Origin of the sequence: Dyella acidiphila, assembly GCF_014863405.1 — a bacterium.
Taxonomy (GTDB): Bacteria; Pseudomonadota; Gammaproteobacteria; order Xanthomonadales; family Rhodanobacteraceae; genus Dyella_B; species Dyella_B acidiphila.
This window is the reverse complement of record NZ_JACZZA010000009.1, coordinates 123548-137806: the sequence shown is the minus strand read 5'-3', so window position 1 is coordinate 137806 and position 14259 is coordinate 123548. Positions and strand designations below refer to the sequence as shown.

The 14259-nt window shown below is 63.4% G+C and carries 10 protein-coding genes; 4 read left to right on the top strand and 6 right to left on the bottom strand.

All coding sequences use genetic code 11. The features are described 5' to 3' along the window. The first annotated feature begins 170 nt into the window (after positions 1–170). Entirely contained in the window at positions 171–542 is a 372-nt protein-coding gene (locus IGX34_RS15110) for a carboxypeptidase-like regulatory domain-containing protein (RefSeq protein ID WP_192556555.1), read from the top strand. 30 nt (positions 543–572) lie between these two features. On the opposite strand, the gene IGX34_RS15105 is transcribed toward IGX34_RS15110, so the two are convergent. From IGX34_RS15105 to IGX34_RS15085, 5 genes are all read right to left on the bottom strand, one after another. Then, a complete protein-coding gene (locus IGX34_RS15105) occupies positions 573–767 on the bottom strand; it encodes a hypothetical protein (RefSeq protein WP_192556554.1) in 195 nt (64 codons plus the stop codon). Next, positions 764–1948 (bottom strand): PepSY-associated TM helix domain-containing protein, encoded by a 1185-nt coding sequence (locus tag IGX34_RS15100; protein ID WP_192556553.1) that lies wholly within the window; start codon positions 1946–1948, stop codon positions 764–766. The genes IGX34_RS15105 and IGX34_RS15100 overlap by 4 nt, the downstream gene beginning before the upstream one ends. Positions 1949–1953: 5 nt before the next feature. Next, entirely contained in the window at positions 1954–4221 is a 2268-nt protein-coding gene (locus IGX34_RS15095) for a TonB-dependent siderophore receptor (protein WP_192556552.1), read from the bottom strand. Between the two features lie 241 nt (positions 4222–4462). Continuing rightward, on the bottom strand, positions 4463–6904 hold the full coding sequence (locus IGX34_RS15090) for a TonB-dependent receptor (RefSeq protein WP_192556551.1): 2442 nt from the start codon (positions 6902–6904) through the stop codon (positions 4463–4465). Between the two features lie 298 nt (positions 6905–7202). Then, the gene (locus IGX34_RS15085; RefSeq protein ID WP_192556550.1) at positions 7203–8969 is read right to left on the bottom strand and encodes a hypothetical protein; all 1767 of its coding nucleotides are present in this window, start codon (positions 8967–8969) and stop codon (positions 7203–7205) included. 123 nt (positions 8970–9092) lie between these two features. Between IGX34_RS15085 and IGX34_RS15080 the strand changes: the two genes are divergently transcribed. From IGX34_RS15080 to IGX34_RS15070, 3 genes are all read left to right on the top strand, one after another. Continuing rightward, positions 9093–10028 (top strand): peptidylprolyl isomerase, encoded by a 936-nt coding sequence (locus IGX34_RS15080; protein WP_192556549.1) that lies wholly within the window; start codon positions 9093–9095, stop codon positions 10026–10028. A 141-nt stretch (positions 10029–10169) separates the two neighbouring features. After that, positions 10170–12299: an AsmA family protein gene (locus IGX34_RS15075; protein WP_192556548.1), complete on the top strand. Its 2130-nt coding sequence runs from the start codon at positions 10170–10172 to the stop codon at positions 12297–12299. A 67-nt stretch (positions 12300–12366) separates the two neighbouring features. Then, entirely contained in the window at positions 12367–13293 is a 927-nt protein-coding gene (locus IGX34_RS15070; RefSeq protein WP_192556547.1) for a DMT family transporter, read from the top strand. Here IGX34_RS15070 and IGX34_RS15065 read toward each other — a convergent pair whose 3' ends face one another. Next, positions 13294–14190 carry a LysR family transcriptional regulator gene (locus IGX34_RS15065; protein WP_192556546.1) on the bottom strand — a complete coding sequence of 299 codons (897 nt, stop codon included), beginning with the start codon at positions 14188–14190 and terminating at the stop codon, positions 13294–13296. Between the last annotated feature and the right edge of the window lie 69 nt (positions 14191–14259).

Sequence of the window (14259 nt, the reverse complement as noted above, 5' to 3'; positions counted from 1 at the left end):
GGAGCAAATAACCGGCGCATAGGGAGCTACATCGCATACAGCCGACGCTAGGACGCAATCCGGCATGGCTTTGCCAGCAGGCAAGGCGTTCATTCACTACCGGGAAAAACAGGCCGCTGGACGGCCTAAAGCAGTTCGCTCGCATTGTCACCCGCGAAACAGGAATTCTTATGAACAACCTTGAATATTTGCAAAGCGGCGCCGCTCGGCGCCACCTGCGCGGCGCGCTTGTCGTCGCCGCCATCGTCAGCGCTGTATGCGTCACGCCAGCCCGCGCCCAGTCGACCACGGCAACCATGTTCGGCCAGGCGCCCGCCGGAGAAGTGGTAACCGCCATCAGCTCCACCGGCCTGCACCGCCACGAAACGGTGAATGCCAAGGGCCGCTACAAGATCGGCTCGCTTCCGGCCGGCGACTACACAGTCACGCTGGAGAAGTCGGGGCAAACCACGGACACCCGCTCCAATATCAACTTGATGGCAGCCCGCGGCACCGAAGTGGACTTCGCCTGCCCCAACGACCAGTGCGCCGAATCCAAGTAATCGGCCGGCACCTCGATGCGGCTTACCGCATCAAGCCCGCCGTCGTCGCAGCGAACACCAGGCTGCGACGACGACCGGGATCAGCAACGCAATCCAGGCGATCACCTTCCATAGCAGGCGATCGCCCAGCAAGGCCGACAGCAAGCCCCATACCGTAAGCACAGCCAGGATCGTGGGCACGCCCCAGATCCGCCCGCCACGGCGCGTGGTTTCGGGCCGGCTCATCGAAGCACCCCGGCAGCTGCCTGCTGCTCATGTGCGGTGACGATGCGCGCCAGCCGCGCCGATTGATGCCGGCGCCGCGCGATCCACAAATACAGGCCGCTGCCGAGAATCACGATAGTGATCAGGTCGAGCAGCGCCCACAGGATTTTCAGCGGCATGCCGCCGTAGTCGCCAAAATGCAGCGGCCGCGACACTTCCAGTGCGCGCAGATACCAGGGCATGCCGACCACAGCGCTCAACTGGCCGCTGTTGGCATCGACCAGTACCGGTGTAAGCAGGCGCGAGGTAAGCGAACTGTCGCCTTCCGACCAGAACAGATAGTGGTACGGACTGCCAAATGGATTGCCCGGAAAGACTGCGCTGGTCAGGCGCATGCCGGGCACGGCGCGCTGCGCGGTGTCGAACGCGGCCTGCACCGACGGCAGACTGCCCTGCTCCGGCACGGACCTGCCGCGATACGAAGCCAGCAAGGTCTGCACATCCGTGCGTTGCCATAGGGCGAACAGCGGCGTGGACAGCTCGTTCATCACGCCGGTAAGGCCCACCACCAGGGTCCAGGCCAGCACCACGATGCCGAGCATATTGTGCAGATCCAGCCATTTGACCCGCGCACTGCGCTCAGCGCGCACGGTGCCGAAGGGCAGCTTTTTCATGAACGGGCCATATAGCAGCACGCCGGACACAATGGCGAGCACGAAAAGCACGGCCATCAGGCCCATGAACAATTCGCCGGGAAGATCGAGGAACAGATCCCGATGCAGCGCCAGCATGATGTCGATAAACGTCTTGCGCCGCGCCGCCGCGTCGCCCTCGGTCTCTAGCACCTGCGCCGTGCGTGCGTCGAAGCGGATCGCATGCATCACATCCGGATCGGCGCGCATCTGCTCGAACGAGGGCACCATCCACACCATGATCTGCGGTTCGTCGTCATCGATGAACATGGATGCGATCAGCTGGCCCGGATACATCGCGCGGCTGGCCTGGGCGACGCGGTCGAGATTCGCCATCGGCGTATCCGCGGGCAGCGCCTGATATTGGTGCGGCTGCAGCCACTGGTTGATCTCGTCGCGGAATACCAGCGGCAGGCCGGTCACGCAGATCAAGAGCAGGAACGCCGTGCAGATCAGGCTGCTCCAGGTGTGGATGACGTACCAGCGCTTGAGCTTGCGGGCTGCCGTCATGGTGTTCACCAATCGTAGGTGGCGCTAGCGTAAACAGTGCGGCGCAGGCCGAAATTGCAGTCGCTGCCGCTGGTGCAGGCGGCGATATACGACTTGTCCAGCAGATTGGCCACGTTGAGCTGGAGTTTCAGCCCGTGCAAGGCGGCGTCGATTCCGCCCAGGTCGTAATGCACCGCGGCATCCACCAGGGTGAAGGCCGGCACCCGGAACGAATTGGCGTTGTCGCCATAAGTGGCCCCGATGTAGCGCACGCCGCCGGAAAAGCCCAGGCCGCTGAGCGACGAGCCATGCAGGGTGTAATCGGCCCACAGCGATGCTGCATTGCGCGGCACGCCATATTGGTCCTTGCCTTGCACCGGCGTGCTCACGCCGTTTACGCCGGTGGCCGTCACGTCGGAGCGGGCATAGGTGGACGCCGTGTAGGTGTAGCTGGCAATCAGGTTGAAGTTGTCGCTGAGGCTGATGCGATCGGACAGCTCCACGCCACGCGAGCGAATTTCACCAACCTGCACCACAAAGCCCGGATTCTGCGGATCGGTCTCCGGCACGTTCTGCTCGGTAAGGTTGTAAATCGCCAGCGTGAGCAAGCTGTTGCTGTTCGGCGGCTGATATTTCAGGCCCACTTCGTACTGCTGTCCCGTGGTCGGTATCGCGGCCGCGCCGCTGGCAGTGATATCGCCGAATTGCGGCTGGAACGAGGTGGAATAGCTGACATACGGCGCCAGTCCGTTGTCGAACAGATACACCGCACCAGTGCGCCAGGTGAGCTTGCTGTCGGTCTGGTTGGCCAGATCCAGCGAGGCGGAGCTGCCGGTCTGCTTTTCATCCGTCCAGTCTTGGCGCAGGCCCAGCAGGAAACGCCAGTGATCCAGGCTGAGCTGGTCCTGCAGATAGACACCGGTCTGCCTGGCCCAGTTTTTTTCCGCGGACAAGCTGTTCGGATCCGGCCCCTGGATCGGTACGCCATACACGGGATTGAACACATCGATCGGCGGCAGGTTCATGTTCGCGCCCCAGGTCCAGTCTTCCAGGATGCGCGTGTACTGCACGCCCAGCAGCAGCGTGTTCTGCAGCGGGCCCAGGTCGAATTGCGCTTTGAGCCGGTTATCGAGCAGGTAGGAGCGCGAGCTTTCGCGACGGATCCACGCGTAGCGGTCGAGACTTTCGTCATCGGCTTCCAGGCCCAGCGGCCAGATCATATTGGCCTGGTTGCGGTTGTCGGTGAACCGCAAGTTTTGCTGAAACTCCCAGGTGTCGTTGAAGCGATGCTGGAACTGGTAGCCGATCTCGCTGATGCGCTGCTCGGTCTTGTTGAAGTTCGGATCGCCCGGACTGAAGTCGGAAGAAATCTTGCCCTTGGGATTGGGCAGCACGGTGCCGTAGGCAGGCACATAGGAGTAATCGCCCACGGCCGGGTTGTAGGTGAAATTGGTGAGCAAGGTAAGCGTGGTGTTTTCGTCCGGGCGCCAGGTCACTGCCGGCGCGATGGCGATGCGCTTGTGCTTGATCCACGACGTCTGCGTGTCCTGCGTGGCACCCACGCCGGTCAGCCGGTATAGCCATTGGCCGCTCTGGTCGAGCGGGCCACCCACATCGAAACCAGCCTGGTAGCGATCGTAGTTGCCGATGCCGAAAGTGATTTCGTGCAAAGGCGTCGCCGTCGGCAGCTTGCTGGTGATGTTGACGATGCCGCCCGGGCTAGCCTGCCCGTACAGTACCGAGGCGGGTCCGGCCAGCACTTCCACGCTTTGATAGAAGTACGGATCGAGCAGATCGTTGCCGGTGGCATCGTCCTGCAGCCCATCCTGATATACCGCCGGCGTGAAGCCGCGCAGCTGCAGGCTGCTGCCGCTCCAGAAATTCGATGCCGTGCCTTCGGTCTCCGGCACCACGCCTGGGGAATAGCGCAGCGCCTCGTTGAGGCTTTGCGGCTGCTGGTCATCCAGCTGCTTGCGCGTTACCACCGAGATCGACTGCGGCGTTTCGATGATCGGCGCATCGGTCTTGGTCGCAGCATTGCCGCTATCGGCCACATAGCCGGCATGCGTCTGCGCGGTCACGCTTACGCCGGACAGCGTCTTGGCATGCGCGCTGTTCTTGCTGGTATCGGTGCTGTCGTCGGTGGAAGACGCAGTGCCGGCGTATGCACTGCCGTGCTGCGCCGCCAGCACGGCAGCGAGTGCGGCTGCCACGATGCGGATGGACGATGGGAAGCGTCGGCGACGCAGACGGACAGCGGCCGCAAGACGGCCGGACGACAAAACATGATTCACGCGATTAGGCCCCGTAGCGAGTCAGCACAGTCGCCCGCGAATCGCAGCAGGGCGATTCAGGCTTGGCGACACGGTCAGGCTGCTGGCATCGAGCTGGCCACCTCTTTGATGAGAATTATTATCAATAACCTGCTTTGAACTTACAAGAGCGCGCACTCGATTGCGCCAAATCGGCATAAGCCAACGCAAAAAAAACCGGCGCCCCTTCCAAAGCGCCGGCGCAGCAAAACGGAAACGGCGATCAGAAAATGGAAGCGCCGATGGTGATCATGTAAGTACGCGGCGCCAGCAGCCCGTAGTAGGGCGTGCCGGTGAACGGACCGGGATACTGCTTGGCACCGGCCTGGGCCAGCAGCGGTGCGGAGCTGACGTAACTGAAAGCCTGCTTGTCGGTCAGGTTGACCACGTTGAGCTTGAGGTAGGTTTTCTTCAGCCAACCCAGATCGCCGAAGTTGTAGCCGGCGCTGAAGTTGAAGGTGGTGAAACCGCCCACGCTGTCGGTATTGAGGTAATCGCTGTACAGCGAACTGGTTACGCGCGCACGCAGGCTGGCCCAGAAATTTTCGTTCTTGTAGCTGATGCTGAGGTTGCCCATGTTCCTGGGCGTATCCGGCATCAGCTTGCCGTCGGTGGCATAAATGCCGTTGCCGCCGCCATTGATGCTGCCCACGATCTTGGACTGCGTGTAGGTGTAGGACGCATAGACGGTCCAGTCCGGCGCAAACTTGTAGCTGGCCTCGCTGTTGAAGCCACGCATGTGCATGCGGCGTACCGAGGTGTAGTAGGTCTGGCCGTTGGCTTCGTCGTAGGCGCTTTCCTGCTTGTTGCTGTAGTTGCTGTTGTACAGGTCTGCGCTGGCCGAGATGGTGTCGCCGAAATAGCGGTAGCCCAGGTCGGTGTTCCACGATGTTTCCGGCGCCTTCAGATCCTGGCCGGCCAGCGCATTGAGCAAGGCCACCGTGTTGCTGGGCACGCGGAAGGTCTTGCCGGTGCCGATGAAGAACTGGTTCTTCTCATCCAGCTGGAACTTGACCCCGGCCGCCGGCAGGAATTTGTGCCAGCTGCTGTCGATGGTGCTGGAGGTCTGCTGCTTGCTGATCGAGCCGGCGGTGGAGCCCGGATAATCGAATACAAAGCCGGAGCGGTTGGCCCACAGGTAGCTCAGGCCGGCGGTGAAGGTCCACTGGTCGTTCGGTGTCCAGTTGTCGGTGACGAAGCCTTTCTTGATTTCGGTATTGGTGTATTCGCGGTAGTACTGCTGCGGCTTGCCGCTGGGATACAGCACAAAGTCGGAGTTGGCCCAGAAATCCAGCGGCGTGCCGGTCGCGCCATCCACCTGCAGGTAGGAGCTGGCCTGGCTCTTGCGCGAGCGCTCGTACCACACGCCGTATTCCAGGCTGTTGTCCAGGCCGAAATCCTGGTTGAAGGTAAGCACCAAGCCCGGGCGGTAGGTGGTGGCGGCGGAATAGGAATACACCACGCCCTGCGCGTTGTTCACCACCTTGCCGTCGCCGGTGATGTCCTGGTTGGTGTAGCCGTAGCGGTTGGTGGTGGCCGTGCTTTCCGTCACTGTGCCCGCACCGCCGCCACCGCCGTCGCCATACCAGTAATACGGAATCACCGACAGATGCAGGTTGTCGCCCAGCGTGAACTCGCCATCCAGGCTGAACATGTAGCTGCTGAACGGGTTGGTGCGCAGGCCGTAGTAATAGGTGTTGTTGCTGATCGCGTTCTTCAGCGCCGTGCCGGTCAGGCCGCTGGTGGGAATCCAGCGCGTGTTGTAGTCGGTGTCGTAGCCGTTCTGCTGCACCTGCTGACGCGAGACGGTTTCGTAGCTGTAGTTGTGGATGCGGCTGTACTGCAGCGAGGCACTGATCGAATTGCCGTCGCTGATCGTCCACAGCGACTTGCCATCGACCTTGGTGACTTTCATGTCGCCGGCACCGCGCCATTTGTCGGCGCTGTTGTCGGAGAACGACAGCCACGAACGTACCGGACCGAGGTCGCCGGTATTCAGGCGCACGAAGCTGCGGCGATAGTCGCGACTGCCGAAGGTCTGCGTGACGTCGACACCAGCCTGGTGCGAAGGATTGATCGTGGCCCAGCCGATGTGGCCGCCGCTGGCGCCGGAATCGGGCATGTCCACATCCGGGATGCCCTGCAGCACGGTGATGTCGCCCATGTTTTCGGTATCGCCGTATTCGGTGGCGTAGACCGAGTAGCTGCCGGTGTCGGTGATCGGGGCGCCGTTGACGGTCATGCCGATATCCGAGGAATCGTAGCCGCGCATGCTGTAGTGGCCGTTGGCCAGGCCGGTGGGATCGTCGGTGGCCGCATTCACGCCGGGGATGGTGTCGATCATCTGGGTGAAGTTGCTGCCGGGCGGCGCCTGTTCGATCGCTTCGCGCGTAATCGTGGACACGGCCTTGGGCGCGCTCTGCACCGACATCAGTCCACCGCCCAGCGACAGCGCCTGCGCGCTCACCTGCACGGAGCTGAGGTTCTGCACACGGCGCGTGTCATTGGAGGTGGTGGTATTGGACGTGCTGGACGCGTCGACATGCTGGCTGGCGGGTTCGCCCTTGCCTGCCTCGCCCGACGACGGCGTGGTCTGCGCCGGCGCCGTACCCCAGACCACGCAACAGGCCAGGGTGATCGCCAGGGAAAGATAGGTTCGCTTCATCAGTTTGTAGCCCCTGCAAGTTGTAAATAATTTGTTATTTGCTCACTTATCTGGCCTTCCGCAGATTCGAGCGCCAAGCCGCCCCCAAACCGCTGTTTTGCAAGCGATTGTTAGAGTCCCTGCTTGGATTTCACGCCGCCGATGGCGTAAGGCTGACGTAAGGTATACGCAAAATATTACAGTTTTCGTACTTTTTTGCGAAGTGATCCGCAAAAAACACCCGTTGCGGGTGCCGTGGTCGCGCAGGCCGGCTTACCCCGGATGGAGTGCGGGGTAAGCCAATACCCGCTTTCTCCGCTTACCGGCGGCTTAGATGGACCCGGCCAAAAGCCGCCACGTCATCCGCCTGTTTCGCACGCGGTGCCGCGATGTCATCGATCGACAAGCGCAGATCCGCTTCCGCGTAGTGATGCGTCTCGGCCAGCTTCAGATACGGCGACAGAAAACCGGCCGCATCCGGATCGCGCCAGTCGTAGACCATCTGTGCGCGAGTGAGATACGGCAGCCAGTGACCGTAATAGAACGGCGTAGGCGTACTGCCCATGGCGATCAGCCGATCTTGCGCGTGCGCATCCATCCACTGCCCCATCGCCACCAGGTCGCGGGTGATTTGCCGATCGCCGGCGAACGCCCAGGATCGTTTGATCATGCGTGTGTCCTGCCACACCGTGACCAGTGCAAGCAGCACCAGCGCCGCCGGGCCTGCAAAACGCCAACGCGTGGACGTCGACGGCGTATCGCCGTCCAGCAGCACGGCACCACACGCCACCACGACGCCGGCCAGCAGGCTGACGAAATATTCGCTGATCTTGAAGCCGCCATAGCCATAGCCGCGCGCCATCATCAGCAACTGAGCAAGCGCAAAGGCCAGCAGCACACCGGCCCCCAGCGCCCGCATACGCACGGCCTGCGGCATGCGCGACCAGCCCTGCCAGCTCAGGCCAAGCAACAGCAGAGCAAACGCAGCGAGCGGCAGGCCTGCATACATATTGCCAGCCTGATCCGAGGCACCGGCATGGCTCAGGTGCAGCGTGGTCAGGTAGTCGATCCAGCTGCCCTTGGCCGCCCACGGCAACAGCAGGCATGCAAGCAGCAGCTCAGCTAGCAGCAACAACAGCTCCTGCAACAGCCAGCGCAAACGGCGCGTAGCCAGTGCTTCGCCGATCAGCGCGAAAGCGCGAATGGCGCCTGCGAATACGATCAACTCCGGATACGCCGACAACATGCAGCCAAGCAGCAACAGCGCGGCCACAAAGGTGCCACGGCGCCTGGTCAGCAGCCCCAGGCCCACATAGGCCGTTGCTGCGGCCAGGGCCATGCCATTGGCAAAGTTGGAATTGATCGCCACAAACAGCAGCGTCGGACAGCCCAGCATCACCCAGGCAAGCAGGCCGAAACCGCGCGACGGACGGCGCGGCAGGAACACCAGCACCGACAGGCCGGCCAGCATCACCGCCGCCGTTTGCAGACCGTTATAGACATACATCGGATCGACGCCGCGCATGGCGCTAAGCCAGGCGAGCAAGCCCTCGCCGGCCGGACGCGGCTGCATCGCAGTGTCGCCGAAATACAGGCGCGCAATGGTGAATACCGGATGGGCCGGGCTGAAATCGGGGACACCATCGAACGCATGCCCAAGCATGTAGCGCGCGCTGCTGACGTAGGTGAAGGAGTCGGCATTGCGCGAACCTTCGAACTGGATCGCGCCCTTGAACACCGGCACGTTCAGGGCGAGCGACAGCACCGCAACGATCAGCCCGAGCAGCAGCAGATCGTTGGCATGCTGCTGGAGCAGCTGGCGCAAGGCACGCCGCACATCGCCAGCCGTCCAAAGCACCAGCAGCGCCAGCGCATAGGCCAGGGCCAGATACCAGGCCGCTGCAGCGAGCGGATACCAGACCTGCACCGCGCGACAGGCAATCAGCAGCAGCGACAGGCCGCAGGCGGCCATCATGCCGAGCGCACGCGGCCCTTCGTGGAATCCCAGCCGTACGGCCAGCGGCCAGCCGAGTGCACACGGCAATGCCAGACCTGCCAGCCACGCGTAGAGGAATTCCGATACCACGGGCAGCGTCCCCTTTGATCGATGCGGCGCATTCTAAAGGATGCGCCATCATGCGCCGGCACACTGCCGCGGCCGCAGCGCCTCTGCTACCGTGCATGTCCAATTCCGTGGAGGGGACCACCCATGCACCTGCGCCATCTTCCGGCCGCCCTGGCCATTGCGATCAGCTTGTTGTCCCTGCCGGTGGCAGCCGATACGGCCAAGTCGACGCCGACGGCCAAGGAATTGATCGCCAAGTCCAAGGCCGACGAATGGCGCACGCCCGATCCTGCCAACCTGCTCTATATGCAGCTGCCGCAGGGGCGCGTGGTGATCGAACTGGCCCCCGACTTCACCCCGCTGCACGCGCAGAACATCCGCACCCTGGTGCGCGAGCACTATTTCGACGGACTGGCCATCATCCGCGTGCAGGACAACTTCGTCACGCAGTGGGGCGATCCCAACGACGACGACAGCGGCGACAAGAGCAAGCTCAAGCCGCTGGGCAGCGCCAAGGCCAAGCTGCCGCCGGAATACACGCGCGCCATCGATGCCAAGCTGCCGTGGACGGCGCTGCCCGATGGCGATGTGTATGCGCCGCAAGTAGGTTTCAGCGAAGGCTTTCCCACCGCACGCGATCCGGCCAGCGGCCGCGAATGGCTGACGCATTGCTACGGCATGGTCGGCGTCGCCCGCGATATCGCACCCGACAGCGGCAACGGCAACTCGCTGTATGCAGTGATCGGCCAGGCGCCGCGCGGACTCGACCGCAACCTGGCGATTGCCGGCCGCGTGATCGAAGGCATGCAATATCTGTCGGGCCTTACGCGCGGCACCGGTGCACTGGGTTTCTATACGCAGGCTGCGCAGCGTACGCCGATCGTCTCGGTGCGACTTGCCGCCGATGTGCCGGCAGCAGAACGCGAAAACATCCAGGTGCTGCGCACCGATAGCCCCACTTTCGCGGCCATCATCGACGCCAAGCGCAACCGGCGCGATGCGTTCTACACCGTGCCGGCCGGCAAGATCGACCTGTGCAGCATCGACATTCCCTCGCGCACGCTGGATGCCAAGCACTAAGGCCAATCGGCCAGAAGATGAGGGCCGGATGAATGTTTCGCGGCCCTCTAAGCTCGATTACACATTTTTTTCGCCTATCCCGTAGTTAGGTGAACCCGGGCTCGCGGCTTGCGGGCCGCCACTCGGCGAAGGCAAGGAGCGATGAAGCGCAGCCACAAAATTCTGGCCTGGATCGCAGGCGTCATCCTGGTGCTGATCATCGCACTGATCCTGTTCGTGGCATGGTTCGACTGGAATCGGCTCAAGCCCACGATCAATACTCGGGTGAGCGCGGCGATTGGACGTCCGTTCGAAATCCAGGGCGACCTGAGCGCGGCGTGGCAGCGCGAGCCGAGCGAGCCGAGCGAGCATGACTTTTTCAGCTGGATGCCCTGGCCCACGTTCACCGCGCGCGACGTGCACATCGGCAATCCGACCTGGACCAAGCAGCCGGAATTCGGCCAGCTCGACGCGCTGCAGATTCGCATCTCGCCGCTGCCGCTGCTGCTGCATCATGTATACATTCCATCGGTGCAGTTGTTCGGCCCGCAGCTCGATCTTGAGCGCGATGCGCAGGGCCAGGCCAACTGGCTGTTCAACCTGCCGCAGAGTTCCACGCCGTCCAGCTGGCGCGTCGATCTTGGCGCGATCGGTTTCGACAAGGGCCGCATCGCGCTGGATGACGCCAAGACCCGGCTCAATCTGCAGGTCATCGTTACCCCGCTGCAACAGGCCATTCCCTACGACCAGATCGTGGCGCAGGCGACCAACGATGCACGCGCCGACGTCGGCCACGACGTGGGCAAGACGGTCGATGCGGACAAGACCAAGCCCGATACCTCGGCCAATGCCAACCGCACCAGCTATCAGTTCGCGTGGACGGTGGATGGTCATTACCAGGGCACTTCGGTAACCGGCAACGGCAAGACCGGCGCGGTGCTGGCGCTGCAGCAGACCGACCAGCCGTTCCCGGTGCAGGCGCGCATGCACATCGGCGACAGCAAGATCGCCCTGGTCGGCACGCTCACCGATCCCGTGCACCTGGGCGCGCTGGATCTGCGCGTATGGTTTGCCGGCACCAGCATGGCCAAGCTGTATCCGATCATCGGCATCACCTTGCCGGAAACCCCCCCGTACGCGACGGAAGGCCACTTGGCTGCCGAACTGCATGCGCATGGCAGCCGCTTCAGCTACCGCGATTTCCGCGGCCGTGTCGGCGGCAGCGACCTGGGCGGCAACCTGGAAGTGGTCACCGGCGGCGCCCGGCCCAAGCTCACCGGCGACCTGCATTCGCAGCAGCTGCGCTTCGTCGATCTGGCGCCGCTGATCGGCGCCGACAGCAACGCGCAGAAAGCGCAACGCGGCGACACCACCAAGCAGCCTGCCGACAAGGCACTGCCGGTAGAACCTTTCCGCACCGACCGCCTGCGCGCGATCGATGCCGATGTCAGCTTCGAAGCCATGCATATCGAGCATCCCAGCTCGATCCCGGTCAACGCCCTGCAAACCCATCTGACCCTGGACAACGGCCTGCTGAAACTCGATCCGCTGCATATGAGCGTGGCCGGCGGCAGCATCGACAGCCGCCTGCGCATGGACAGCGGCGCGCAGCCGATGAACGTGGCGGTGGCGATGCGCGCGCGGCATCTACAGCTCAAGCAGCTGTTCCCCACCTTCCAGCCGATGAGCACCAGCTTCGGTGAAATCAACGGCGATGCCGATCTGAATGCGCGCGGCAATTCGGTCGCCACCCTGCTGGGCGGAGCCAACGGCGAAGTGAAGCTGCTGATGAACGACGGCGCGATCAGCAAGACCCTGCTCGAAACCGCCGGCTTGAACGTGGCCAATGTAGTGATCGGCAAAATGTTCGGCGACAAGACCGTGCAGATCAATTGCGCCGCTGCCGACCTGAGCGGCACCGATGGCCTGTTCACCAGCAAGCTGTTCGTATTCGACACCAGCGACGCCATCATCAATGTCGACGGCACCATCAACTTCGCCGACGAGAAGTTGAATCTGGACGTCACCCCGCACACCAAGGGCCTGCGCATCTTCTCGCTGCGCTCGCCGCTGTATGTCAAAGGCACGCTCAAGAATCCGGACGTGGGCGTGCATGCCGGACCGCTGCTGTTGCGCGGCGGCGGCGCCCTGGCGCTGGGCGTGATCGCGCCGCCGGCCGCGCTGCTGGCCCTGATCGTGCCCAGCCGCGAGTCGTCGCACGCCAATACCTGTCAGCAGGTACTGGGCGATCTGCGCAGCGGCAAGCTGCCGCCGACCAGCAGCAAGAAGTAAGGCCCGGCGCGTACACGCTGCGGAGGGCCGGCTAGAATGGCGGCCCTTCTCCGTGATTCGCGCCGCCATGCAGCCCGTCAACAAGGCCCGCCTGCAGATCCACTTCTGTGTGCTGCTGTGGGGCTTCACCGCCATCCTCGGCAAACTGATCACGCTGCCTGCGCTGTCCCTGGTGTGGTGGCGCATGCTGCTGGTGAGCGGCGCCTTGCTGCTGACGCCGCGCGTATGGCGCGGCCTGCTTGCGATGAGCATGCGCCTGCGGCTGGCCTATGCCGGCATCGGCGTGCTGGTAGCGCTGCACTGGCTTACGTTCTATGCGGCGATCAAGCTGGCCAATGCCTCGGTCGGCGCCACATGTATTGCCCTGGGTCCGGCATTCCTGGCCTTTATCGAGCCATGGGTGGCCAAACGCCGCTTCGATCCGCGCGAGGTCGCGATGGCGATCGCAGTGGTGCCGGGGGTGGCGATGGTCGCGGGTGGCGTACCCGGACAGATGCGGCTGGGCATCGCGGTGGGCGTGTTGTCGGCCATCTTTGTCGCGCTGTTCGGCTCGCTCAACAAGCGCATGGTCGAACATGGCGATCCGCTCACGGTGACCTGCATCGAGCTGGGCACCGGCACGCTGTTCCTGACCTTGCTGGCACCGCTGCTGCCGCACACCGGACCCGCATTTGCGTGGCCCAGCGCGCATGATGCGGTGCTGCTGCTCCTGCTCGCCTTCGGCTGCACCCTGTTGCCATTTACGCTGGCGCTGGTAGCGCTGCGCCATATCAGCGCCTTCGCCACGCAGATGATCACCAATCTGGAACCGGTTTACGCCATCGTGCTCGCCATGCTGTTGCTGGGCGAACAGCGCCAGCTGGATGTCTGGTTCTATGCCGGCGTGGCGGTGATCCTGGCGGCGGTATTCGCGCATCCGCTGCTGCATCGCGAAGACCCGGCGGTGATCCCGCCGGAGCTGCTGGGCGCCGCCGACAATCCGCATCAGGATTGATCAGCGCGCAGCCAGGCGCTGGCGCATGAAGTCGATGAAGGCGCGCACTTTCGCCGGCGGCTGCGGATCCGGATACACCGCATAAATGCCGCCCTCCGGCAGACGGTATTGCGCCAGCAATACCTGCAGGCGGCCGGCCTGGATATCCTCCTGCACCAAGTAATCGGGCAACACCGACACGCCCGCGCCGCTCAGCACCAGCGCACGGATGGCCGCGGCGTTGTTGGCTTGCATCGCCTGCGTCATGCGCACCGTGTGGCGGCTGCCACTGCCGCGCGTGAAGGTCCAGCGCAGCGGTGTCATCAAGGCCGACATCGCGATCCAGCGATGCGCGGCAAGCTCATCCGGACGCCGCGGCAGGCCGTGCTCGGCCAGGTAGGCCGGCGCGGCCATCGTCAGCTGGCGAAAGCTGCCCAGGCGCGCGGCGCGCAGACTGGAATCGCGCAGCCAGCCGATGCGGATGGCCAGGTCGAAACGCTCCGCGATCAGATCGCTGATCTGGTCGTTGATCACCAGGTCCACCTGCAACTGCGGATGCAGGCGATGGAAATCGGCCAGCGCCGGTGCGAGCACCGCCATGCCGTAGTCGGTGGAAGTGGTCAGCCGCAAGGTACCGGCCGGCGTATGGCGGCGATCGCCGATGCGTTCGATCGCCGCCTGCGCCTGCTCCAGCAACTGCAGGCAATCGGCATGAAACAGCGCACCGGCTTCCGTCAACGCCATGCGCCGCGTGCTGCGTACGATCAGGGTGACGCCCAGTTCGCGTTCCAGCTTCAGCAGGTGCTGGCTGACCATGGCCTTGGTCAGGCCCAATTGCTCGGCCGCCGCGGTAAACGAACCGGCACGTACCAGGGCTACGAAAATGGCCAGCCGATTGAGATTGACGTCGCGCTGCATGGTCGAATCATTGTCAACTCATCATTGACAGTCAATTACCGATTGGCGCGTTTATCCGATCAATCGCGG

What these genes read in the sequence shown, in the direction of transcription:
- IGX34_RS15110 (WP_192556555.1), top strand. Translation starts at nt 171, where the DNA reads ATGAACAACCTTGAATATTTGCAAAGCGGCGCCGCTCGGCGCCACCTG.
- IGX34_RS15105 (WP_192556554.1), bottom strand. Translation starts at nt 767, where the DNA reads ATGAGCCGGCCCGAAACCACGCGCCGTGGCGGGCGGATCTGGGGCGTG.
- IGX34_RS15100 (WP_192556553.1), bottom strand. Translation starts at nt 1,948, where the DNA reads ATGACGGCAGCCCGCAAGCTCAAGCGCTGGTACGTCATCCACACCTGG.
- IGX34_RS15090 (WP_192556551.1), bottom strand. Translation starts at nt 6,904, where the DNA reads ATGAAGCGAACCTATCTTTCCCTGGCGATCACCCTGGCCTGTTGCGTG.
- IGX34_RS15080 (WP_192556549.1), top strand. Translation starts at nt 9,093, where the DNA reads ATGCACCTGCGCCATCTTCCGGCCGCCCTGGCCATTGCGATCAGCTTG.
- IGX34_RS15075 (WP_192556548.1), top strand. Translation starts at nt 10,170, where the DNA reads ATGAAGCGCAGCCACAAAATTCTGGCCTGGATCGCAGGCGTCATCCTG.
- IGX34_RS15070 (WP_192556547.1), top strand. Translation starts at nt 12,367, where the DNA reads ATGCAGCCCGTCAACAAGGCCCGCCTGCAGATCCACTTCTGTGTGCTG.
- IGX34_RS15065 (WP_192556546.1), bottom strand. Translation starts at nt 14,190, where the DNA reads ATGCAGCGCGACGTCAATCTCAATCGGCTGGCCATTTTCGTAGCCCTG.